The following is a 24,136-nucleotide window of genomic DNA, read 5'->3' as shown; positions in this document are numbered from 1 at the left end:
GATACGATCAAAATATTAGTTGGATACAGACAGCACGGCTCGGGCTGCTTGAGCCGCCTGTACCATTTGCCGCAATGCGGCAACAGATTCCTCCTTGGTGCGGGTTTTCAGCCCACAGTCTGGATTAACCCAGAACAAATCTGGTGGCAGTACGCGCAAGGCACGTTGGATCATGCTTAGCATTTCTGATACATCAGGAATGCGCGGGCTGTGAATATCGTACACGCCCAGACCAATGCCTTTGTCGTACACTTGATCCTCAAAGCTAACAATCAGTTCACCGTGGCTACGAGAGGTTTCAATAGAAATCACGTCGGCATCCATGTCAGAAATGGACTGGATCATATCCTGAAATTCGGAATAGCACATGTGTGTATGGATTTGGGTCGCAGGCTCAACGGTGGCCGTGGTTACAAGGAAGGCTTGAACCGCCCAATCCAGATAGGCCTGCTGTTGTTCTTTTTTCAACGGAAGCCCTTCTCGAATTGCAGGTTCATCCACCTGAATCAAGCTAATACCCGCTTTTTCGAGTGCCTCTACCTCTGCCCGTAATGCCAAAGCTAACTGCAAAGCAACTTGCCTGCGTGGAATATCATTACGTTCGAAGGACCAGTTCAAAATGGTCACAGGACCTGTAAGCATCCCTTTAACTGGCTTGGAGGTTAACGATTGAGCAAATGCCGTCTCTTCGACAGTCATTGGTTGGTCGAACGACACATCTCCGTAAATAATCGGCGGTTTAACACAGCGGGAGCCGTAGGACTGCACCCACCCGTTTTGTGTAAAAGCAAAGCCTTTTAGTTTTTCGCCAAAAAACTCAACCATGTCGGTCCGTTCAAATTCCCCATGTACAAGCACATCTATGCCAATGTCCTCTTGGATATCAATCCATTCCTTGATCTGCTGCTGGATGAATGTCCGATATTGCTCGGCAGACCATTCTCCTTTGCGATAGTGCAGACGGGCCTTGCGAACCTCAGCAGTTTGCGGGAAGCTACCGATGGTCGTCGTAGGCAGTGGGGGCAACTTCAGCCTATTTTGCTGAATTATACGGCGCTCGGCGAAAGGAACGCTGCGTGATAGTGGCTCCTTTGTCAACAGGTTGGCCAAATCGGCAGCTGTCTGTACCCTTGCCGCTGAGCTGTTGAAGCGGGCTACCGCCTCCGCACTTTGCCCAAGCTTGGCAAGTGCGAATGGATCGTGCTTACCAAGTGCAGCCGTTAAGACTGCGATTTCATCCAGCTTTTCATCGGCAAAGGCTAGTGCATGCACCAGCTCTCGGTCCAGCTTGTGCTCTGCTTCCAGACTGACCGGCACATGCAGCAGGCTGCACGATGGCTGCACGATAAGCTGTGCGGCAGTGGTCTGTTCTGCTAACTGGCCCAGCAGCGCAGCCACGGCATTCAGGTCGCTGCGCCATATATTGCGCCCGTCAATGACTCCAGCGCCCAGCGTTTTCCCTTTGGGGAAGCCGTGCCGTGATATATGCTGAAGATTTTCTCCATCATCATATACAAAGTCAAGGCCCATTCCCTGTACCGGAAGTTCAGTCAGACGCTCATAATGATTTAGGCTGCCAAAGTAGGTTTGCAGCATGATGTTTAAGGAGGGGGCAGCTTGGATCAAAGCTTCATAGACCTCCTGAATAATCTCCAGATCTTCTACCGGAAATGTGGTTGTCAGGACAGGCTCATCGATTTGGACCCATTGCACGCCTTCTGCGGCTAGCTCTGACAGGATTTGGGCGTATAAAGGCAGGAAGGTTCGTATAATAGAGGCCAGATTGTTACGATCATAGCCTTTGGATAAAACAACAAATGAATAGGGACCGATGAGAACCGGTTTACCGTCAATACCTAGCTCCTGCTTTGCTTCACGATAAGCTAGTAAGGGTTTATTTTCAGTGAGCAATGGAGCCGCATTTTCCAATTCGGGAACGATGTAGTGGTAATTCGTATTCATCCATTTGGTCATTTCACTGGCAGTAGCACCCTTTTGTCCACGTGCGATCCCGAAATACACAGACAGAGGAACCGGACCTGCAGGACGATAGTTGAAGCGTTCGGGGACGAGACCGAACATCACAGATGTATCCAGCATGTGATCGTAATAGGAGAAGTCTCCGACAGGAATGCGATCAATACCTTTGTCACGTTGCTTGCTCAGATTCTCAAGACGTAATCTTTTCATCTCACTATGCAGTTCACTTTCGTTAATACTACCCTGCCAGAAGCGCTCCAGTGCTTTCTTCCATTCCCGGTTCCCGCCGATACGCGGATATCCCAGATTACTGCTAGTCAAACCGGACAATGCAGATCGTTCGTTAATGGACATGTAGGTTTCCTCCTAAGTGGTAGCCAGTTTATTTTTACGTACCAAAAAAGGCATTCTGTCCCCAAATCTAAAAATAAGTAGGGGAAAGAATGCCTCCGCGATTAAAATTCAAAAATACGGCGACTGCTCTTAACACCTCCCTATCTTCCGTAGGTACTGCGATGTTGTTAAAATAGGCAGGTCTCCTGACTTACGGATCATGACGTTCAGCATCCCTTCCCGGTCTGTGGACCAGTGGGTGTTGAGTAGCTGAACATTCCCCGTTTACAGTGGCGGGACCGTCCCGGATTTGCACCGGCTTCCCTTTTAAGTCTGATCTGGATAGAACAGACACCTATCTCCAAGCTATGCGATTAAGGTATGACGAATAATTATGCACTCGTATACTTGTTCACCATCATAAGTGAAACTTACAGGATGTGCAATAGAAACAGTAATGGAAACTGGAGTGGAATCTGTTAGTTATATGCAAAAAAAGACAAGCCCAACCCATCGTGGGGGACTTGTCTTTGGAATAGCATCTTGCTAAGTAGAACATCGCCTTTAAGCCAATGAAACGGTGTAACCTGCTTGAGTACTGGCTTTCACATCTACCAGGCGCTGATTACGGCTGCCCCGAAAGGGGAGGGTCAGATCCTTTTGCTGTTCAACAAAACGGCCATCCACAATCACGTCACACAATAGCGCCAGCTCCTGTCGCTCCTGATCCATGAGCAGATCTTCGTAGACAAAGCCTGTGTAGGCCCAGACGGTTCGGTCGGGACAAGCCGCGCGGAAGTCACGTACGAATTGCGAGCATTCTGCTGCTGAGAAAAAAGGGTCTCCCCCGCAGAGAGTCAATCCGTCCAACAGCGGATTATCCATGATATCACGGATGACCTCCTGTTGACGCTCGGGCGTGAATGGCTCCCCTGCGCGAAAGTTCCACGAAGCTGGATTAAAGCAGCCGGGACAGGCATGGCGACAACCGCTAATGAATACGACGGTGCGCAGGCCGTATCCTTCATTCAGAGATTCCGGAATATAGCCGCACAAATTCACTTATGCTTTACCCGATCGCGAACTTCGGCTTGCTTGGCAGCATTAAAACGAACGGTATAATCACCTGTCAGATATCCGGTTACCCGACGTAAACGCTGAAAGTGCGTGTGTTCCTCATCCGTGCCGCATTGAGGACAGCTTGTCCCGATAATCCCTTCATAGCCGCATTCCGTACAACGATCCACCGGATGGTTGATGGAGAAGTAGCCGATGTTCTGATGCAGCGCGTACTGAACAATTTTAAGAAACGCATCCGGGTTATTCCGCGCATTACCGTCCAGCTCGATGTATGAAATTGCACCAGCATTACATAGATTATGGAACGGAGCCTCCAAGCTGATTTTACGAGCAGCCGGGAGCTTGTAATACACCGGAATATGAAAGGAATTCGTGTAATATTCCCGGTCATTTACTTCAGGAATAATCCCGAAGTCACGTTGATCCAGCAATGTGAACTTGCCAGACAGACCTTCGGCAGGTGTCGCGAACAATGTAATATTTAGATTGTGGAGTTCACTCATTCGATCACAATACACACGCATAGAGGTGATAATTCGTTGTGCTTCACGGTATACAAAATCATCCTCTCCGTGGTGTTTTCCGTATAATGCTTTCATGCACTCAGCCAGCCCGATAAATCCGACCGAAAGCGTACCATGCTTTAGGACGCTTCCCACCTTCTCATCAGGTGCCAGTTCTTTTCCGCCTTCCCATACCCCTTCGCGCATCATAAAGTCCGAGGCTTTGGCAGGTTGGCTGGTCTGGATATGATAGCGATGGATTAGACCGTCCACTGCAATTCGCATAACCTCTTCCAGTCTCGCATCAAAGCGATCACGGTCAGGTGTCAGACGCTTGCCTGTGCAAATACCATATTCAATCCCGAGCCGTACCAGATTAATTGTATTAAATGAGAGATTACCCTTGCCGCTCTGGCGGTTTCTGCCAAAACGGTCAGAAATGGTACGGGTACGGCAGCCCATCGTGGCAATGATGGTATCCGGGTCATCTGCGCGGTAATAAGGCAGATTGAAGGTAGCATCCACATTCACAAAGTTGGGATACATCCGCTTACTAGAGCATTCTACCGCTTTTAAGAACAAATCGTAGTTGACATCGCCTTCTGCCTGGTTGACTCCTTTTTTACATTGGAAAATATGTTGTGGGAAAATAGGAGTTTCCCCGCTGCCCAGTCCACGAATCGTGGCTTCCAGCAACGATTGCGAAACAAGCCGGCCTTCAGCAGACGTACACATCCCGTAATTCAGTGAAGTGAATGGAATTTGCCCCCCTGCCCGACTGCTCATCGTGTTCAGGTTATGAATGAGCGACTCGGCGGCCTGCCGGGTTTCTGTCTCTGTCTCTTCGCGTGCGAATGAGTATGAACGAGGGCAGACTTCTTGCAATTGAGTATTGGCTAAATGCAGTTCGTCATCAGACCAGCTGGAGTCTATTTCTTCCTCGAACAACCGGAGTCCTTTGCGCAGGTGCTTGCGGAAGGAACGAGCAACGTATGGAGCTAGATCCCAATCTATTTTATTGGCAGAGACACCACCAAATTGGCTATTTTGTTGAGACTGGAATATGATGGCGACCAGTGCCATAGCAGACATAATTGTTTGCGGTGTGCGTACAGAGCCATTGCCTGTATTGAAACCGTCTTGTAGCAAACGACCAAATGGGATAAAGATACAATTTGTAGTTCCGAGCGCATATTGGTCCAAATCGTGAACATATACATATCCACGGTCAATCGCGTCTGTCAATTCAGGCGGAAGTACACGCAGGCGCGCATACCATTTGGCATATTCCGAGCCAAGCTTGCTCATTTTACCGCTGAACGATTCTCCATTTAAATTTGCATTCTCCCGCAGCATGTCCAGATCTTGTGCCCCAATGACTCGCTCACCAATGTCGTATAATTGATGTTCCTCCAGCACCTTCATCGTAAAACCCTCCATATAGTAAAAAATATATATTTTTCACAAAAACAACATATTGATGATATCTAGCGATAACCAATTGTTTCGATCTATATATTGTATATACGTAGACATTGAGAGTATGTGACTATTGTCACATTGATAGAGGCGGGAAGCACAAAAAGGCCAGGTATAGAATAAGGGACACATCCACAGATATGTACCTTACTCTACACCTGGCCATTGCAGTTACAGTGAAATAAGTAGGTTTTCGAGTACATCGTATATGATATTGGGAAATAAATTTTTAGAAGGTTTAGAGCAGCTTTTTCAGTTGGGACACACGGCCTTGGGAAATATCGAGCATTTCTGCATACACTTTTTGTGGCAGGTTCGGATGTTCCTGAATCAGCTTGCGGAGCTTTTTTACCATTTCACCTTGTTGCACTCTGGAATGCTTGGGCTGCCAGGTAGTGTTGGCTTGGTTCGATTTGGTATGTTCTTGAGCCTGGATGGCATCATTGCTTGTGGCATGTACATGTTCATCGTTCTTTAATAACTGGATGCAATCAGCGCAAATAAAGCTGTCCCGAAAATAAGTTAAATGATCCACTGCGCCACAAAATTTGCAGGAGACACCCGTGTATTTCCTTAATACAAATCCTTCTTCATCTACGAAGAATTCAAGCGAATCACCGATATTGATATCCATAGTGGTGCGCATTTCCTTAGGGAGTACAATTCGCCCCAGCTGATCCAGAGGCCGTGTCATTCCGGTATTTTTCATCAGCGCTTCCTCCTTCAATGATATATCCTGATTATACCAAAAAATATCATTTTTAGCTTTATATAAGAAAAAGAAATTGTAACTTTTTTTCTCGTATGCCGCGGTTTGTCTTTCATCCAATTAAGGATGATTTCGGTATTGTTGCCGGTGTGCTCCTTTTTCCGCTATGATATATTAAAACGCTTTCGTGAAAGAACTTTTTATCATCTTAATGAAGCTAAGGGGATGACGGATTTGAGTCATGAAACAACGGGTATCGAATATTTATTTCAAGATCCGAAGATTCAACTAGATGAGCGTGTAAGGGATCTCGTGTCGCGACTAACCTTAGAGGAAAAGATCGAATCTATGCTGCAATACCAGCCGGCCATTGACCGTTTGGGAGTTGCAGCTTACAAGCACGGTACGGAAGCAGCACACGGGATAGCCTGGTTGGGAGAGGCCACTTCATTTCCTCAGCCTGTAGGTTTGGCCTGTACTTGGGATACGGAGTTATTGCGTCAGATCGGCTCTGTTATCGCAGATGAGGCGCGTGTCTACTATCGTCGTGACCCGAAATTGAACGGTCTGACCCTGTGGGCGCCTACAGTGGATATGGAGCGTGACCCAAGATGGGGAAGGAATGAGGAGGCCTACGGCGAAGACCCGTATTTGACGGGAGAATTGTCGAAGGAGTTGGTCAAAGGGATACAGGGTGATCATCCGGTATATTTGAAAGCGGTTGCGACGTTAAAACATTTTCTCGGTAACAATAATGAAGTGGACCGGGGTGTTGGCTCCTCCAGCATAGACCCACGAAACCTGCGAGAATATTATCTAAGAGCCTTCGAGAAGCCTTTTACGGAAGGCGGAGCCCAGTCGATGATGACTTCTTACAATCTGATCAACGGAACGCCTGCTACGTTATACCATGGTGTTAATGATATTGTCAGAGGCGAATGGGGAATGAATGGCTTTGTCGTAAGTGATGCGGGTGATGTGATGGGGATTGTAAACGACCATCAATATTACGATTCCCATACGCCGGGCGTAGCTGAATCTATTCGCGCTGGAATTGACAGCATTACCGATGATGCAGAGCTCTCCAAGCAGGCGATTCGAGAAGCCTTGGAGCAGGGCACGCTACAAGAAGAGGACTTAGATCGGGCATTGTTCCATACGTTTCGCGTTCGTTTCCGTTTGGGAGAATTTGATCCGGCGGCAGACAATCCATATGCCTCCATCGGGGAGGAGGCTTTAATGACAGAGCAAGCCCGTGCATTGTCGTTGCGTGCGGCGAGGGAGCAGATCGTACTGCTCAAAAATGAGCAGGAACTTTTGCCATTGAACCCTGCCCAGTGTGGCAAAGTAGCGGTCATTGGTTTGCATGGCAATGAGGTGTTCCGCGACTGGTATTCCGGTACGCTGCCTTACCGGGTTACACCGCTGGAGGCGATTCGTGCCAAGCTGGAAAGCGGGAGCTCGGAGGAACGTGTCGTGTACTCCGATGCCAAAGATCGTGTGACCTTGACAGCATCGACTGATGGCGCGAAGCTCATAGTTAATTCTTCTGGCGATATGCGCCTGTCCCAGGATGGAGAGCCCACGGTATTGACCATGACAGATTGGGGCTATGGCAGCGTGACGCTGCATGATGAACATCTGGGTACCTATGTGACGAGCGATGAGGAGACGCTTCGTGTGACAGCTGCTGAAGCGTATGGCTGGTATGTTAAAGAGGTCTTTGGACTGACTCCTGTAGAACAAGGAGAGCATCTGTGGACCACGTGGAATGGTAAGCCAGTGACCGCAGGAACGGAAGGCTCCTTAAAGGTGATGGAATCCGCAACTCCTGCATCTAACGTCACAGACTCCGACCGTACGACTTTCCGTATTGAGACGGTATCGGATGGCTTGGCGGAGGCGATAGCCGCTGCGCAAGCGGCAGATACAGCGATTGTATTCGTTGGAAATCACCCGCTTATTAACGGAAAGGAAGAGAATGATCGCCCAGGCCTGGAACTGGCTGCTTCCCAGCAACGACTTATCGAGGAAATATATCGCGTCAATCCGAATACGATTGTGGTTCTGACAGGCAGCTATCCATTTGCGATTCCTTGGCTTCAAGAGCATATTCCAGCGATCGTATATACGTCTCATGCGGGACAAGAGCATGGTACAGCCATAGCGGATGTATTGTTTGGAGATTACGCACCCGCAGGGCGACTGAACATGACCTGGGTTCAGAATGAGGATCAATTGGGCGATATCAGGGATTATGATATTATTCGTGGCGGTCGTACCTATCAATATTTTGAAGGTGAACCGTTATATCCATTTGGACACGGGTTAACGTATTCGCCATTTGAATATAGTGATCTGCATACAGACGCCCATAAGGATAACGTTAAATCTATGGTTGCACTTGACGCCGCAGATACTATCCAGGTGTGGGTAGATGTGACGAATCGAGGGGCAGCTGCTGGTGAAGAGGTTGTACAACTATATGTACGCTCTGAAGCCTCGCGCGTAAAGCGCCCGTTGAAGACATTGTGCGGATTTCAACGCATTCGCTTGGAGCCAGGTGAGACGCGAACGGTCTCTTTTACGGTTCGGGTGAAGGATTGGGCGATTTGGGATGTCACACGGGATTGCTATTGCGTTGAATCGGGTGAATATACACTGCTGGCAGGTGCCTCCTCAGCGGATATTCGATTGGAGCATCCTGTGTACGTTCGAGGCGAAGTTATTCCACCACGGCAAGCCGGAACAAGCATCCGAGCGGAAAATTTTGATGATTGCTTCGACATTCTGCTGGATGAAAGCAAGGAGCAAAAGGAGGCTTGTGTACGTCCCCGTTCACCGCAACGTGCCGGCTGGATCGCTTTTCATGGTGTAGACATGAATACGGTGAGTGTGACCGTGCTTCAGTGCCGCGTGTCGGGCAACAGCAGTGATGCAGCAATCGAGCTGCATTGGGATACGCCGGACAGCCAAGCTGTGGCACGCATCAATGTGGGTAATACAGGAGGGGCACAAGCATGGGTGACGCTCTCCGAAGGGGTCCAATCAGCCTCCGGCATCCGGGATGTTTATCTGTCACTTAGTGGGGAAGTACGGCTAGGTCATTTTACTTTGGGTGCTAGAGAACCAGAGAGTTCCGGCTTTCAGGCTTGAACTTACATCTGACATCACGTACAATGCATTCAACGAAGTTTCTACAGCTTAGGGGTGTCATCTCATTTGAATAGTGAAAAAAGACTACGCACCGCAACGCCCAAATGGCTTGGAATTGCGGTAAAGGCGCTTGTCTATTTGGAAAAACACGGGGAGCTTTGTGCCAGCGGCTCTATTGCCCGCTCCATTGATTGCGAAGTCACTTTGGTGCGCAGAGTGCTGACACGGCTTGTGCAGGCAGATTTGATTGCAGCACGTGAAGGGCGCGAGGGAGGTTATGTGCTTACCCGTTCGGCGGATCATATTACACTTGCTGATATATACCACGCCATTGAAATATGTGATCCCATTTTCCCGGGGATGATGCATGAACCGGAGACGAACCCTTTTTGCGGGGAGTTGGCGATCGCCGTATCTGAGATTTTAGCTGAGAGTGAACGTCGTATGCTGGAAGTATGGGAATCTCATACGCTTGCTTCGCTCGCCAAGCGTACATCCCTTGTGGTGGGGAATTGCAATCATACTGAAGATAAGGATACCAAGTCACCTTCCCCAAGGGATTAACATCTTTTCATTTAAAAGGATAATAGCCGATACGATTCTCAAGAGAGGGTTGTATCGGCTATTTCTGTGTAAAGGTCATGCCTCAAATTATATTTCATATGAGCAAACACGGTTACGTCCTGCTTTTTTAGCTTCATATAATGCTTTGTCCGCCTGTTCCAGCAGGGCTGCTCCGGATATATCTTCTCCTGTACCAGGGAAGGTGGTCACGCCGATGGACACGGTGACTTTAAGAATAAGTCCGTCGGCTAAAACAAACTCGTACTGATTTACTCCGCTAAGAATCAAATTAGCTATGCGTAGTGCTTGCCGAAAAGCACAATTCGGCAAGAGTACGGTGAATTCTTCTCCCCCGCTGCGGGTGACTACATCATTAGTACGGCACTTTTCCATTAAAATCTGCCCAAGCTGGCGCAGCACTGCATCTCCTGCCGCATGCCCATAGGTGTCATTGACTTCCTTGAAGTGATCAATATCCAACACCAGTACAGATAAGTGCTCATGACGTTGACGAGCTTGAGGGAGCTGCTCTTCCAATGAGAACTCAAGCTGTCTTCTATTGCTTAAATTAGTGAGATGGTCTGTGTAGGAGGTATGCTCCAGTCGAAGTAACAGCTCATTGGATGTGTTGATAGATTCAGCAATGAGGTACAGAAGACATCCGCCGACCATGGAAATGAAGAATTGGAGCGGATACACGTGCAGAACATCATCGAGATTTTTCAAATTAATCATAAGGGGACAGAATATAATGCCCAAAGCAAAAACATTCATCATAATCAGCTTGGGTAAACGCGACCAGGACAAATGTGACAGTACAGCACACCCCAGACCAGCGAGCAGCATAAAAATGGCGCCTACGATGGCTTGAGTGTTGATACCAAACAGCAATAGTCTCCCTAAACATATAAAAAGCGTTGCCATAAGCGCAGCTGGGGCGCCGATATAAGTTGCGGTAGCTACGATAGCCAGATGTCGAAGATCAGCGATGGTATTAAATCCTACTGGAATGGAGTAGTACATGATAACAATGCCATAGCACCCAAAAAGAGCGCCACCAATCCAATGTACCTTATGCGTTAAGGTGTGTAGACGGATTTTATACCTTTGTGAAACAAGACCGGTTATGTACAAAAAGGTGACAAGGATACAGGTATTTACAAAAAACGTACTAAACAAGATGTTAACCCTCCCGAGAGGCATATTCCTTCATTTTATCAAAAAGAACTGACATTAGGCTTAAAAATTAAAAATTTATTGAAATTTATTACGCTGGGTTGGCTTAAAACGTTTCGATCACGTGCTTGGTGCATAACTGGGAATAGATTGAGCATACTCCAAAGATACATTAATTAGGAAATAGGTAGTGTTTACTGCTGCCATTTTGGAGATGAGGTTTGCTCATGATTCGCTATCCCTATCGCAAACATAAAAGAAATTCGGGTGCGGACAAGAATAACGGAAATTCTCCGCATTATTTAAAAATTGAGACTTGTTTGGAAACCAACTTGCAGCAAATTAAGGAGTTGACGTCAGAGAGTCCAGACTTTCTGATTCGCCGCTTTAAAGTGGGCCTTAGGGCGGATGTCCCCGCCGCTATTGTGTTTCTAGATAGTATGGCTAAAACGGATACGGTGAATGAACTCATCATGAAATCCATGCTTAGCCGCCCATCTGCTGAGGTAGCTATGGAGGTGGAGAGCGCAGAGGCGCTGTACACAAGAATAAAGAGTCACGCGCTTGCACTTGGAGAAGTGAAGGACTGTGATGATTGGAATTCCATGATGAAGCAATTGTTAATGGGGGACACAATCATCTTATTGGAAGGTTGCGAAAAAACCATTGCGTGCGGTACACGTGGGGGAGAGACACGCGCGGTCAGCGAGCCAACAACCCAGACAGTCGTCAGAGGACCAAAAGATGGATTTGTGGAATCTCTGTTCACGAATATTTCACTGGTTCGGCGACGGATTAAAAGCTCTGATCTTACACTGGAAATGTTTCAAGTGGGAAGCACGTCTCTCACGAATGTGGCTATGCTATACATGAAGAATATTGCGAATCCACGTGTCGTAGAGGAGGTTCGTAAACGGATAGAAAGCATCAATATTGACGCTATATTTGAGTCCGGCATGGTTGAGGAGATGATACAAGAAAATCATTTCACACCCTTCCCAACGATCTTTAACACGGAAAGACCTGATACCATCAGCAGCAATATTATGGAGGGCCGAGTGGCGCTCATTATAGACGGAAATCCGTTTGTATTGGTGATGCCCACAGTGTTTGCTCAATTTTTCCAGAACTCTTCGGATTATGAAGAGCGTTACGATATGGCGACTGTTGTTCGGCTCATTAGATATATCAGCTTCATTATTCTTATTCTAGGGCCTTCTCTCTACATTGCTTTAACAACATATCATTATGAAATGATACCGACTCCATTGCTGATCAGCATATTGGCTCAGCGGGAATCCGTTCCGTTTCCGGCATTTTTAGAGGCGTTTATTTTGGAAATCACCTTTGAAATTTTGCGTGAGGCCGGTATTCGAATGCCGCGTGCGGGTGGACAAACGGTATCCGTTATAGGAGCGCTTGTATTGGGTCAAGCGGCGGTGGAAGCCGGAATTGTTACCCCGCTGCTTACGATTGTAGTAGCCCTGACGGGGATAGCCAGTTTTGCAATCCCAGCCTACAACATGGCGGTGGCTGGGAGATTGTGCCGATTTATTTTCATGATACTGTCTGCGTTCATGGGGCTATACGGCGTTACATTGGGGCTGATTGCGCTGATTGCTCATATGAACAGTCTGAGTTCCTTCGGGGTGCCCTACATGGCGCCTTTCAGTCCTTTTGTGCTGGAGAGTCAAAAGGATGCCGTATTGCGACTCCCGTTCTGGATGATGAGGAAACGTCCTGAAAGCATTACATCTAAAAACCAGAAACGAATGAAGGATGGAAGCGGTATCTCCTCATCTGATAAAACTACACCGATGCAGGAGGGGGGCAATCAGGGTGTATCAGGGGAAGAGGAATGAACAAAGCGCAGTAACTTTTAAGAGGAGAATAGGGAGGCTGTGTTTGGTCTTGCTACTGTTCGCTCCATTGTTATCCGGTTGCTGGGATTCTGTGGAGTTGAACCAAAGAGCAGTAGTAGCGGCTATAAGTATTGATTCAGATGGGGAGTCGGACTATGAGGTTTCCCTGCAGGTGATCGTGGCAGATGAAATCGCCGGAGCCAAAGCGAGAGGAGATACTCCTGTCGTTTTGTATCGGGAAAAGGGAAAAAATCTGTTTCAAGCGCTCCGCAGAGCTTCACAAAGGGTTCCGCGGGTCATTTCTATGGCGCATACAAAACTGGTTGTTATTGGTGAAAAGCTGGCACGGGCTGGAATCGGCGATACGATGGATTTTCTGGAAAGGTCTACAGAAATCCGACTGCCAGTGAAAATGCTGGTGGCACGTGGCAATACTGGGAAGGATGTACTGGCAATCATGACCGCGATCGGCCGTATTCCCGCGAATGATATTTCAGGAAAGCTGGAAACATCGGAGCGTTTGTATGCCGGGGATTACGCGGTGACTATCGACGATGTCATTCGCAGCCTGTCTCATAAGGGTGGCGGTCCTGTGCTGACGGGCATAGGGGTCAATGGGAATTTGGAGCAGGCCCCAAGCAAGAGCAATGTGGACAATATTGTACCGAAAGCCATTGTTCATATTAACGGAATGGGGGTCTTCAAAAAGGATCGGCTTGTCCGCTGGTTGGACGATGACCGGGCCATTGGACTGTCTATGATCAACAACAAGGTGAAAAGTGCCCAAACAACACTGAGCTGCGGGAAGAATAAGGAAACCGTTGGCATCGAAACCTTGTTTTCTGCAACCAATATACACACTCGGATGGAGCAAGGAGAGCCTATTTTTGTGATTAACCTAAAACAGACCGGGGCAATACAGGAGGCCGAGTGCTCGATTAACTTACAAAGTCCGGAGGCGATGAAAAGACTGCAGGAGCAATGGTCAGAGGAGACGAAAAAAGTGATCGCTTCAACAGTCAGGGACATCCAGCGTACCCGCAGCGATGTAATAGGCTTTGGCCTCGCGCTGGAGAGGAGCCATCCCCAACAATGGAAGAAGCTCTCTCCCGATTGGAGTCGTTATTTTGCGGAAAGTACCGTTCGTATTCAAGTGACTTCTATACTGAAACACACTCAGTCGCGTACTAACCCATATTCCAAGGGGGAACCAGACTAGTGAAAAATAGAACGAGGAGGGAAGGCTATGAAAAAAAAGGTACAGATAGGTGCAGAAGAGATGATCTCTCTTATGGTGTTGTTTGAGATGGGCACATCCATGATGTCTATTCCTGGAAGGAATGCGGGCAAGGATGCATGGATCGCCATCCTCATTTCCACGGTTCTGGGAGCAATGCTTTTTGTATGCTATGGCAGCCTTCACCGACGCTTTCCCAACTTGCTCATGACACAGTACTGCAGAACCCTTTTGGGCAAGAAAGCAGGGAGTACGCTTGCATTTTTGTATATCGTGTTTTTTCTTTACGGCGGGGCACGGGATCTTCGGGACACGGGAATCCTGATTGCCGACCGGACACTTCAGCATACGCCGTTGACAGTTATTTGTGCCTTAATGATTGGACTTGTCATGTATGTGATGTATTTGGGAATTGAGGTTGCAGGCCGGACGGCCATCATCATGTTGATTTTGCTACTGCTGCTGGGCTTGGCTACGAATATATTAATTTTGTTGGCAGGCATTATAGATATGGGCAATATATTGCCTATAGCCGAGCATGGCTGGCAGCCGATATGGCAAGTTGTTTATTCGCAAGCCGTGATGCTACCGTACGGCGAGATGGTTACGTTTGCGATGATTCTCCCCACATTAAAAAAGAATTATCGTGCCAACGGGGTAGGAGTCTCTGCTATATTGTTCGGAGGGTTTCTCCTGTCTATGGTTACCTTGTCCAATGTGCTGGCACTGGGAGAGGATGTGTTCAAACGGGCGACTTACCCGCTACTCTCGATGATCAGCAAGGTCGAAATATCTGATTTTATCGACAGAGTCGATGTCATCGGAGTTATGAGCGTTATTATTTTTGATTTTTTTAAAATTTTCATCTTCTATTATGCCGCAGTTAAAGCCGCAGAAGATGTATTGAGAATATCCTACCATAAACTGATCCTGCCGTTTGGGCTGATTATGTTAGTCTCTTGTGTATTGATGGCACTGGGCTATCAAGATCACCTTCAAACAGGCGAGTTAGTGCTGAAATGGGTGTTTCCGATATTTGCCGTATTTTTTCCTATCTTGTTGCTAATCGTGTCGTGGCTGAGAAAGACCTGGATTAAAAAGGGAAAGGGGAATGTCTCGTAAGTCATCGTCTTGCCGACAAAAAAATATTGGTATCGGTCAAATGCTCATTGTGATGTTCCATTTTATTCTGGGAAATGCGATCGTAAGGGTTTTAAACCTGTGCTGGGGATTTGCGAATGTGCAGCTTTCGGAATATGTGCAGCGTGAAGATGTTATTGTACTGATGTCCATTGTCATCGGTGACTTTTTTAAAGTGGCCTTGTTCTTTCATTCATTATTTGTTTACGTTATCCCTTGTTTGTTCTTTCTGCTGGCTCTCTTGCGAAGAAGCAGAGGAAGTAGTAGAAACTTTGAGGAAACGTGACCATTGTGAGAAAAGGAAGCGAAATGCGTTTCCTATTGGCTTTTTTCCCACATATATAAAGAACACGATAAGCATTCCTGCCAGAACGACATATTCCGATGGTCGCATCGTGCGAAAAACCAATGAAATAGGCTCCCAAGGATGACGCGCACCGAAAAGCCATTTTATCGATATAATTGTTCCCAGCATTAGCAGCATAAAGAGCGTGAATATCCATACTGTCTTCATAAAATATCCCTCCAATTGTAAATAAGCCAAGCATGTACTCCATGTATACATTGTGTTGCAAAGCGGCACAATTTATCCGATCTCATTGACTTGAAATAAATTAAGATTTATACTTATTCTAAATTAATTTTTATTGTGATTATAAGTTTGTAATAAATATAATCTGCGTTGGTTAAGGGAGATGCGGTATGAGAACTTTAAATTTAACTTCGCAGCGCCAAGCGGTATATGATGTGGTCCGTGAGGCTCACGATCATCCTACTGCTGCCGATGTTATGAATCGGCTTATGGAGCGCGGATATAATCTGGCCTATGGAACGGTCTATAATTCATTACGTTATTTAACGGATAAGGAATTAATCCGTGAGCTGAAACTAGGAGAAGCGGCTAGTCGTTATGATGGTCGGATGGACGATCATCAGCATATTATTTGTCAGGTATGCGGTCGAGTAGATGAAGTGATGAGTGAAGTCCCACACGATTGGATTGATACGGTTGCGCATGAAACGGGATATACGATTGCCCATGCCCATGTCGTATTCGGAGGAGTGTGTAAGGAATGTCAAAGCAAACGAATCAAGTAACGAATCGTATTAAAGTGGCTGACATGCCTAGACGTGTGAAGGGCAGTTGGACATCGATGTTGCCTGCCCCGTCCACACCTGCGGTGCAGACCGTTCCTTCTAATGAGCCTTTGTATTGTCCGACCACACGTCGCATCATTCTGATCAGTTCCGTACCGGGTGTAGTCCACGGTGTGGTACGTACGTTGTCAGATGCGTGTTTTGACGTGATGGTCTTCCATCGCTGGGAGCCTGAAGTGCAGCGTCATTTGGGGAGCGACCTCTTGATTTACGATTTGACCGCCACTGATCCACGGCGTGAATTGCTGAATATCCGCAATGATCTTGAGCATGAACATATGAAAGACACACCAGTCATGTATGTGGTCCAGGATCGGATGTCTGTACGTGCACATGAGCTGCTTCCTTCGGAAGAGGTACTGATATGGCCGCTGGCATCCAACCAAATGGTGCATGATATCGAACGGATGATTGTACGTCATCCGGTGATTTCCCGTCAGGCGGCGCCAACCAGCCGTCGTACGGTGTTTAAGGACATCTGGATTGACCGTGATAAAATGTTGGTATATAAGGAAGAGAATCCATTGAATCTGACCAAAACAGAATACGATTTGCTGTTGAAGCTGATAGATTCTCAAGGAAAAGTGATCTCACGCGAGCAAATGATGCATGATATTTGGGAAACTGATTTTGTCGGCGGCAGCAACGTTGTGGATGTGCATGTCAAAAGTTTACGCAAGAAGCTGGACGATCGACCTGCGGAGCCTGAATATATTGCTACCGTAAGAGGTGTAGGATACAGATTGGCAGATTAAACAGAAGGTTATGACTATCGATGAATTACCGCCGGATGGAGACCATTCGGCGGTTTGTATATGGAGCCTAAGCTGACATTAGGTGTGACAGTTGACTTTATCGGGATATATACACTACAATCGGTAGTGTGAGGTGCTTCTTATGAAACGACTGAATTTTAAAGCTGGCGAAACCGGACTTAACCGATTCTTCGGGCCTCTGGAAGCCAAAATCATGGATATTTTATGGTCCACTTCGGATCGGAGTATCAAAGAAGTGCAGACCGCATTGGAGGGGGATCGTGACTTTAACTTCAATACGGTAATGACCGTGATGAACCGTTTAGTGGAAAAGGGGATTTTAAGCAAAAGCATACGCGGCAGAACGTCCTTATACCGTCCTGTTTTGAGCAGAGAAGAGTTTATGGATGAGCAATCCAAAGAGCTGAGTCACGAACTGGTGGATGAATTTGGTCCGCTTGCTGTTAACCATATGATTGATGCTCTGGAAGTAGCTGACCCGATTTTGATCGAACGTTTGGAACAAAAAATTAAACAATGGAAAAAGGATATGTAGACGATGTGGAAAACACGTTCTAAATTACTGTTTACAGCAGGCGCCTTGATTTCGGGTTTTGCCCTTATGCAGATGGGGATGTACGCCGGGCAGCATGTTTTCGGCTGGAAATTGAATTTTAACGTGTTTCAAATTTGCAGAAGTTTGTTGCAGCACTACGGAATCGGCTACATGGTGGATGCGCTCAGCGGGCTGGTTTTTGTAACCTTCGGCATCGCCGGAGGAGAAGCAGTAAGACAGTGCATGGCTACCAGAGCGGCTTTCCGCAGACTGCACCGAATGCGCGACCAGCCGCTGACCGAAGCACTGGGTGAGCGATATCGTGAACTCGGGACCGATCGAATTTGGGTCATTGATTATGCCAAGCCTGCTGCCTTCACCATGGGATTATGGAAGCCGCGCATTGTATTGTCCTCTGCACTGTTGTCCATGCTGGACAAGCATGAGGAAGAAGCGGTTATATACCATGAAGCCTATCATATGAAGCATTATGATCCATTGAAGACCTGGTTCCTGAAAATGTGCGCTACACAGCTGTTTTACTTGCCGGTGCTACGTCATATTACCAACCATTACAAGACGGCCCGTGAAATCTTGGCGGACAACGAAGCGATTCATCGAGCCGGTTCACCGGTTGGGATTGGGAGCGCATTGCTCAAGCTTCTGAGTGTGTCACCCGCTAATGCCCGTCTGGTAAACTCCGCCGCTTGTTCCTCTTTTGCAGAAACGTCCATTAATTATCGTATCTCACGCATTCTAGACCCTCAACAAAAGCCGACCATTCAGATGCCGTGGCGTTCGATTATGTTTTCAGGCTATGTACTCGTCATGCTAACGCTTATGTTTACACTGGCGTTAATCTAGTTGGGCAAGATGTATCATAGAAGGTGGCGCCTTGTGCGCTGCCGATTCTTGATATGTATAACACTACATTTTGTAGTGTTAATTATCTAATCCGTATACAAATTAAAGGAGATGAGCTTATGAATCAAACGCTTGCAAATATTGGATTGTTATTGGTACGAATTTTTACAGGAGTTATTTTTATCGTTCACGGTGCACAAAAGTTTCAGGGACTAGACGGAACCTCCGGCTTCTTCCAGAGTCTCGGACTCCCTGGCTGGATGGCCCCTGTAGTCGCTACGGTTGAGTTGGTTGGAGGGATTGCACTGGTTCTGGGTATCGGAACCCGGCTGGCTGGATTAGCATTGACCATCGTAATGATCGGTGTATTGCTGACTGCAAAAAAAGGACAGCCTTTTGGCTCGATTGAATTTGATCTCCTGATTTTGTTCACCAGTCTTCAGCAAGCCCTTGTCGGTGGACGCTTTCTGGCGGTGGATCAGTTGTTTGGCCGTAAAAAGGCTGAAAATAGTAACGTACAGGTCTAAATGTTCATATTACCGCATCCTTAGTCTCATAGGATGCGGTTTTTGTTTTGCTCCTTTGTGAAAATTCTTTGTAAATGATTTGCTACTTTCTGCCGATATAACTTACATGAAATGTAATGAAATAATATCGCTTTTTGAGCAAAGGGGAAGAAAGATACATGGCAACAACGCGAAAAAGAAAGACAATATGGACACTCAGGAACAAGTTAATTTTAGGATTTTTACTTGTTTTGCTGATTCCAAGTTTAAGTATTTCCATTGCAACCTATGAATCATCATATAATGCTATGGAAAAACAGCTTTACAGCAGTGCAAATCAGGGGGTAACGACGGCTAACTCCGTGATTGAATATGCAATCGCCAGTAAAATTGAAGATGTGAAGTATTTGGCGGAACGCCTCGACGGTTCGATGATTGACGGGCCAAACAGTCCCTTGATTCAGCCCAAGCTGATCCAATACATAGGCTTACACGAAGATGCGAAGGATATTTTTGTGGGAACACCGAAGGGACTCATGATCCGGGGGGTGCCCAAAAAGGACGAAGGGACATTTGATCCTCGCAAACGACCGTGGTACATCGAAGCGATGAAGCAACCGGGCAAGGTAGCGATCACCCCCGTTATCATCAACTCATCAGGTATTCCTGTAGTTATCGTATCTCAGACACTTTCCGACCAGTCTGGAGTGATCGGGATCTCTCTGAATCTGGAAAGTGTACGTAAACTGGCCTCCATCAAAGTGGGCCAAGAGGGGTATATCATCATTTTGGATCATACGAAGAAATTCGTGGTCCATCCTACGGCTAAAGCGGGTTCATCTCCTCAGGAGAATTCGCTTGATAGGTTGTACACTGCGCCGAGCGGGAATTTTAAATATATGCATGAAGGTCGCGAAAAATATTTGACCTATGTAACGAATGAGGATACCGGCTGGAAAATTGCAGGTACCTTCTATCAATCCGAGATTAACGATGCCACCGCTGCCATGCGTTATGTAACTATTTTCGTGCTGGCTGCCTCGTTGGTAATTGCGCTTATCGCGATTTTCCTAATTACCCGTTCTGTTCTGGTACCGATTCGTAAGCTGCAAAAATCAGCAGAACGAATCAGCGAAGGAGATTTGACGGGCGATCTGGAAACTGGAAAAACAGATGAGGTGGGCGAACTGTCTGCTCACTTTCAAACCATGGTGGATAGTTTGCGCACAATGATTCGAAGCGTACGCGAAACGACAGATCGGGTAAGTTCTTCAGCGGAGGAGCTGGCTGCGGGTGCAGATCAGACGACCCAAGCTATTGAGCATGTTACTATTGCTATTCAGGAAGTGGCTGTAGGTAGCGAACGTCAGTTACAAAGCGTCAAGCATGGTTCTGTAAGTATGGAGGGGCTGGCTCAGCAAGCAGCGAACGTATCCGAGCGTATGGTAGGTGTATCTGAACATGTGAAGATGAACGCCGAGTCGGCTCAGGAGGGCAGCAAGGCTGCTACGCAAGCTGTACAGAAGATGCATGACATCGACGAGACCGTTCATGATCTCGGACAGGCTATGGACTCCTTGAATGAGCGCTCCGGTGAAATTGTGAATATTATCAGTGTTATATCCGGTATTGCCAAACAGACCAATCTACTGGCATTGAATGCATCCATTGAGGCCGCACGCGCTGGGGATAATGGCAAAGGATTTGCCGTGGTTGCTACGGAGGTGCGTAAGCTGGCTGAAGAATCTGCCAAATCGGCTACCTTGATCTCGGAGCGCATTGAAGCGATGCAGATGGATATGAACCATGCTTTGGGCGCGATGCAACAAGCGCGGACACGGGTAACGGAAGGTATTAATTCGGTAACCACGTCCGAGCATTCCTTTGCAGAAATCAGCCAGGCCGTGGAACGCGCGATGGAGCATATCCATGACATTACCGGAGTGACTCAGGACATGGCACAGGGGACTGTAAGTGTCGTGGATATTATGAGCGATATTTCCCACATTTCGGACGAGGCAGCGAGCAACACGGAGTCGATTTCCGCGGCGGCTGAGCAACAGCTTGCTTCCATCGAGGAAATTGCTTCATCCACAGCAGACCTGAGCCAAATGGCAGAAGAGCTACGCGAACTGGTTGGACGTTTCAAAATTGAAGAAAAATCCTGAAATAATAAAAAGCGCCTGGATAACGGAGATTATATTCCGTATCCAGGCGCTTTTTTTGATGTTTATCATAACCTTGGTTAACCAAGGTTCGCAGGTTTAGAAGTCACCGTTAAACGACTTGCGGCGATTTAGACGGAAACGGGCACCCCGTGAGCTGTTGAACGGATGCAAAGAACTTCTCTGAAACATATTGTTCAGAATCAGTGCGAAAATGACCAGTACAGTTCCGGACAGTTCATAACGGCTAATGGCATAGCCTTGGAAATACATAAGAATCAGCGTGGTAATCGGTACAAAATTAATAAATAAAATTCCGTTCAGCGGAGACAGCTTGCGGATTCCAGCATTCCAGCTCAGCAAAGCCGCTAGCCCTGGAAGCAGGATCATAAAGCTCATTTCGTATTTGACTGACCATACGTGTTGCCAATCCGGTACCGTAATCCAGTTGAAAGCAGAGGCAAAGGTCACGACTACAAAAGAGACCAGAGTTCCAAGCAGGCAGGTCAAGGTTGAATATCGAAGAGTAGACCACCCTGCAAAATGACTGCCTCCCATGGAATATACGACCCATCCGACAACACCTACGAAAATAAGCAGCAGTGCCAATAAATGTTGTCCGGCAAGCGTGAAAAAGGTCCATTTACCGTTCGTGATGACCAGTAATGCCCCAGCCAGCGCAATCACCATGCTGATCAATGTGTATTTTGGAGGCATTTTACGGGTCATGATCCACACCATTGCAATGGAGATCATCGGCATTAGCACTTCCATAATGGCAGCTACAAGGGTACCTGCTGCCCCCATCGCGTGTTGTCCCTGAAAAACGGCCATATTATAAATGGTAAATCCCATAGTTCCGAAGAACAATAACACCTTGCCCTTGCCCTCAAAGCGAAATGCAGTCCGTCCCTCTTTGAGCCACAATAGCACAATTAATATGAGTGTAACCGATAAATAGCGCAAAAATGAAAAGTACAGTGGATTAATATGCTGTAATGCAATGTGCGAAACCGGAAACATCGCCCCCCAGGACATACTGGCGATCAGGCATAGTAAAGATCCGGTCATGATCTGTTTGTTCATGGTGTACAAAAGCTCCTCCTTGCCGGTTTCAGCGGACATATCTTATGGACACATCATAAAGGATAGGAAGCTGTTGGTAAAATGATTGAAAATAAACATTATGATCATTTAAAATGATAATAAGTGACAAGGTGCGTCAATTATGATGGACCTTGCCCTTCACAATAAGGGGGAGCAGTAGTGGATCTGAACGATTTAAACATCTTCCAGACGGTAGCTGCCCATGGCAGTGTCAGCAAGGCAGCAGCCGAGCTTAGCTATGTACAGTCCAATGTAACGGCCAGAATCAAACTGCTGGAAAAGGAACTACAAACACCTTTATTTTATAGGCATAAGCGGGGCATGATCCTCAATGCTGAGGGCAAGCGTCTGTTGCAATATACGAAAAGCATTTTATCGCAATTTGAGGAAATGAAGCATGCGTTTCAGAACACCTCTGCACCTTCAGGGGTACTGGAGATTGGTATCGTAGAGACTGTCATTGCCCTTCCGGCCATTTTACATGCTTACTACAGTAAGTATCCGGATGTCGAATTGTCCCTCAAGGCCGGGGTTACGGAGTCACTGGTGCAGGAAGTTGCAGAGATGCGGCTGGATGGAGCCTTTGTGACCGGGCCGGTTAAGCATCCGCTCATTGAACAGTTTGATGTATTTCAGGAAAAGCTGGTCCTCGTATCCCAAGGAGATGACTTTTCCGTGGACGATTTTACAACTCGTCCGCTTCTGCTATATAAAAAAGGCTGCGGCTATCGGGGAAGACTGGAAACATGGCTCAAAATGGAGGGGATTATTCCCAAGCAAATCATGGAGTTTGGGACATTTGAGACGATTATCGGGAGTGTAGCGGCAGGCATTGGAATGACCGTTTTTCCCGAATCCTCGATCAGCGGGCTGGTGGCTCAAGGCCTTGTGTGTGGTCATGCTATGCCTGAGCCTTACAATGAAGTGACAACGGTGTTTATCCGCCGTAAGGAAGCCTTCGTTACCAGTACATTGCAGTCCTTTATAGATGAAATTATCACTCAGACAGAGGCGTAGCTTTATCGCTTGGGCTCGGGTACAATGAGAGGGATTTGATCCCATTGTTCATCCTGAAGGAGGGCTATTATGTTTACAATATATCCGGCTGCTTCCCGCTTCAGCTTCGATAAGGGATGGCTGCGGGGGAGCCACAGCTTTTCATTCGCAGAGTATCAGGATGAGAACAATACAGCGTTTGGTCCTATGCGTGTCTGTAATGACGATGTCATCACACCGGGCCGGGGCTTTGGAGCGCATCCGCACAGCGATATGGAGATTGTCTCCATTGTGCTGTATGGGGAGCTGCGCCATGAAGACAACCGTGGACATGTGGCGGTGACCCGTTTTGGAGGCATTCAGCGAATGTCAGCGGGCAACGGCATCATTCATACGGAGCACAACGCTTCGCAAACCGAGGATGTGAGTCTGCTGCAATTGTGGTTTAGTCCGCACACGAGAGGACTGCAACCTTCCTATGAGACTACAGCGTTCAATCCTGAACGTCTGCACGGTCAGCTTCTGCCTGTCGTTGCTGGAAAGCGTGTACCCGGCACGGAGGGTGAAATAGCTTCAATCAATCAGGATTTAACGATTTATCTAAGCAAGCTTCAGCCCGGTGAACAAGTCGAATTCACACAGGACGAGGGTCGGCGCGTGTTCCTGTTCGTCATCGAGGGCTCACTGCGTGTCAACGGTGAACATCTTCTGCAGGGGCGAGATTCTGCTCGTATAGAGGAGGAGCCGAAGCTATCACTGAAGGCAGAGGATTCTGTTTTTTATATGTTGATTGATTTGCCCTAAAAGGAG

At 47.2% G+C, this 24,136-nt stretch carries 21 protein-coding genes and 1 riboswitch; of the genes, 14 read left to right on the top strand and 7 right to left on the bottom strand.

Going from position 1 to position 24,136, the window contains the following annotated elements; genetic code table 11:
- Nucleotides 1-15 precede the first annotated feature (15 nt).
- From metE to ACN6NF_RS23670, 4 genes are all read right to left on the bottom strand, one after another.
- Entirely contained in the window at nucleotides 16-2,334 is a 2,319-nt protein-coding gene (gene metE / locus ACN6NF_RS23685) for a 5-methyltetrahydropteroyltriglutamate--homocysteine S-methyltransferase (RefSeq protein ID WP_474319912.1), read from the bottom strand.
- A gap of 158 nt (nucleotides 2,335-2,492) precedes the next feature.
- Nucleotides 2,493-2,687: riboswitch (cobalamin riboswitch) on the bottom strand.
- 190 nt (nucleotides 2,688-2,877) lie between these two features.
- Nucleotides 2,878-3,375 (bottom strand): anaerobic ribonucleoside-triphosphate reductase activating protein, encoded by a 498-nt coding sequence (nrdG, locus tag ACN6NF_RS23680; protein WP_016822771.1) that lies wholly within the window; start codon nucleotides 3,373-3,375, stop codon nucleotides 2,878-2,880.
- A complete protein-coding gene (locus tag ACN6NF_RS23675; RefSeq protein ID WP_474319910.1) occupies nucleotides 3,372-5,321 on the bottom strand; it encodes an anaerobic ribonucleoside triphosphate reductase in 1,950 nt (649 codons plus the stop codon). The genes nrdG and ACN6NF_RS23675 overlap by 4 nt, the downstream gene beginning before the upstream one ends.
- A 292-nt stretch (nucleotides 5,322-5,613) precedes the next feature.
- Entirely contained in the window at nucleotides 5,614-6,084 is a 471-nt protein-coding gene (locus tag ACN6NF_RS23670; protein ID WP_017428580.1) for an AbrB/MazE/SpoVT family DNA-binding domain-containing protein, read from the bottom strand.
- Nucleotides 6,085-6,318: 234 nt separating this feature from the next.
- Here ACN6NF_RS23670 and ACN6NF_RS23665 point away from each other — a divergent pair, with 234 nt between their 5' ends.
- Together ACN6NF_RS23665 and ACN6NF_RS23660 are read left to right on the top strand one after the other, a co-directional pair.
- Nucleotides 6,319-9,240, top strand: a complete 2,922-nt coding sequence (locus ACN6NF_RS23665; RefSeq protein WP_474319908.1) for a glycoside hydrolase family 3 C-terminal domain-containing protein — start codon at nucleotides 6,319-6,321, stop codon at nucleotides 9,238-9,240.
- Between the two features lie 66 nt (nucleotides 9,241-9,306).
- A complete protein-coding gene (locus ACN6NF_RS23660; RefSeq protein ID WP_474319906.1) occupies nucleotides 9,307-9,804 on the top strand; it encodes an Rrf2 family transcriptional regulator in 498 nt (165 codons plus the stop codon).
- An 87-nt stretch (nucleotides 9,805-9,891) separates the two neighbouring features.
- Here the strand turns inward: ACN6NF_RS23660 and ACN6NF_RS23655 are convergent, their stop codons facing one another.
- Entirely contained in the window at nucleotides 9,892-10,983 is a 1,092-nt protein-coding gene (locus ACN6NF_RS23655) for a diguanylate cyclase (RefSeq protein ID WP_474319905.1), read from the bottom strand.
- Nucleotides 10,984-11,207: 224 nt separating this feature from the next.
- Between ACN6NF_RS23655 and ACN6NF_RS23650 the strand changes: the two genes are divergently transcribed.
- The 4 genes from ACN6NF_RS23650 to ACN6NF_RS23635 are packed head-to-tail and all read left to right on the top strand — an operon-like array spanning nucleotide 11,208 to nucleotide 15,505.
- Nucleotides 11,208-12,842: a spore germination protein gene (locus tag ACN6NF_RS23650; protein WP_474319904.1), complete on the top strand. Its 1,635-nt coding sequence runs from the start codon at nucleotides 11,208-11,210 to the stop codon at nucleotides 12,840-12,842.
- 43 nt (nucleotides 12,843-12,885) lie between these two features.
- Complete coding sequence (locus ACN6NF_RS23645) at nucleotides 12,886-14,061, top strand: Ger(x)C family spore germination protein (protein ID WP_474319903.1); 1,176 nt, start codon at nucleotides 12,886-12,888, stop codon at nucleotides 14,059-14,061.
- A gap of 27 nt (nucleotides 14,062-14,088) precedes the next feature.
- Nucleotides 14,089-15,201 (top strand): GerAB/ArcD/ProY family transporter, encoded by a 1,113-nt coding sequence (locus ACN6NF_RS23640; protein WP_474319901.1) that lies wholly within the window; start codon nucleotides 14,089-14,091, stop codon nucleotides 15,199-15,201.
- On the top strand, nucleotides 15,191-15,505 hold the full coding sequence (locus tag ACN6NF_RS23635) for a hypothetical protein (protein WP_474320317.1): 315 nt from the start codon (nucleotides 15,191-15,193) through the stop codon (nucleotides 15,503-15,505). Before ACN6NF_RS23640 ends, ACN6NF_RS23635 begins: the two co-directional genes overlap by 11 nt.
- Here ACN6NF_RS23635 and ACN6NF_RS23630 read toward each other — a convergent pair.
- Nucleotides 15,416-15,733, bottom strand: a complete 318-nt coding sequence (locus ACN6NF_RS23630) for a YczF family membrane protein (protein ID WP_474320292.1) — start codon at nucleotides 15,731-15,733, stop codon at nucleotides 15,416-15,418. The two genes, ACN6NF_RS23635 and ACN6NF_RS23630, sit on opposite strands and share 90 nt — an antisense overlap.
- A 188-nt stretch (nucleotides 15,734-15,921) precedes the next feature.
- Between ACN6NF_RS23630 and ACN6NF_RS23625 the strand changes: the two genes are divergently transcribed.
- The 6 genes from ACN6NF_RS23625 to ACN6NF_RS23600 all read left to right on the top strand — a co-directional run bounded on the left by ACN6NF_RS23625 (nucleotide 15,922) and on the right by ACN6NF_RS23600 (nucleotide 21,226).
- Complete coding sequence (locus ACN6NF_RS23625) at nucleotides 15,922-16,317, top strand: Fur family transcriptional regulator (RefSeq protein WP_013373543.1); 396 nt, start codon at nucleotides 15,922-15,924, stop codon at nucleotides 16,315-16,317.
- Nucleotides 16,293-17,132 carry a winged helix-turn-helix domain-containing protein gene (locus ACN6NF_RS23620; RefSeq protein ID WP_474319899.1) on the top strand — a complete coding sequence of 280 codons (840 nt, stop codon included), beginning with the start codon at nucleotides 16,293-16,295 and terminating at the stop codon, nucleotides 17,130-17,132. The genes ACN6NF_RS23625 and ACN6NF_RS23620 overlap by 25 nt, the downstream gene beginning before the upstream one ends.
- 142 nt (nucleotides 17,133-17,274) lie before the next feature.
- The gene (locus tag ACN6NF_RS23615; RefSeq protein ID WP_016324858.1) at nucleotides 17,275-17,688 is read left to right on the top strand and encodes a BlaI/MecI/CopY family transcriptional regulator; all 414 of its coding nucleotides are present in this window, start codon (nucleotides 17,275-17,277) and stop codon (nucleotides 17,686-17,688) included.
- A gap of 3 nt (nucleotides 17,689-17,691) precedes the next feature.
- A complete protein-coding gene (locus ACN6NF_RS23610; RefSeq protein WP_474319897.1) occupies nucleotides 17,692-18,552 on the top strand; it encodes a M56 family metallopeptidase in 861 nt (286 codons plus the stop codon).
- Between the two features lie 119 nt (nucleotides 18,553-18,671).
- The gene (locus tag ACN6NF_RS23605) at nucleotides 18,672-19,079 is read left to right on the top strand and encodes a DoxX family protein (protein WP_474319895.1); all 408 of its coding nucleotides are present in this window, start codon (nucleotides 18,672-18,674) and stop codon (nucleotides 19,077-19,079) included.
- 158 nt (nucleotides 19,080-19,237) lie between these two features.
- The gene (locus ACN6NF_RS23600; protein ID WP_474319893.1) at nucleotides 19,238-21,226 is read left to right on the top strand and encodes a methyl-accepting chemotaxis protein; all 1,989 of its coding nucleotides are present in this window, start codon (nucleotides 19,238-19,240) and stop codon (nucleotides 21,224-21,226) included.
- A 96-nt stretch (nucleotides 21,227-21,322) separates the two neighbouring features.
- Here the strand turns inward: ACN6NF_RS23600 and ACN6NF_RS23595 are convergent, their stop codons facing one another.
- Nucleotides 21,323-22,309 (bottom strand): DMT family transporter, encoded by a 987-nt coding sequence (locus tag ACN6NF_RS23595; protein ID WP_474319892.1) that lies wholly within the window; start codon nucleotides 22,307-22,309, stop codon nucleotides 21,323-21,325.
- A gap of 180 nt (nucleotides 22,310-22,489) precedes the next feature.
- Between ACN6NF_RS23595 and ACN6NF_RS23590 the strand changes: the two genes are divergently transcribed.
- Both ACN6NF_RS23590 and ACN6NF_RS23585 read left to right on the top strand, forming a co-directional pair.
- Nucleotides 22,490-23,347 (top strand): LysR family transcriptional regulator, encoded by an 858-nt coding sequence (locus ACN6NF_RS23590; protein ID WP_474319891.1) that lies wholly within the window; start codon nucleotides 22,490-22,492, stop codon nucleotides 23,345-23,347.
- A 69-nt stretch (nucleotides 23,348-23,416) separates the two neighbouring features.
- Nucleotides 23,417-24,130 carry a pirin family protein gene (locus tag ACN6NF_RS23585; protein ID WP_474319890.1) on the top strand — a complete coding sequence of 238 codons (714 nt, stop codon included), beginning with the start codon at nucleotides 23,417-23,419 and terminating at the stop codon, nucleotides 24,128-24,130.
- The last annotated feature ends 6 nt before the right edge of the window (nucleotides 24,131-24,136 follow it).

The organism is Paenibacillus sp. TSM33, from assembly GCF_056099025.1.
The sequence above is the reverse complement of the archived record's forward strand: the minus strand, read 5'-3'. Positions and strand labels throughout refer to the sequence as shown.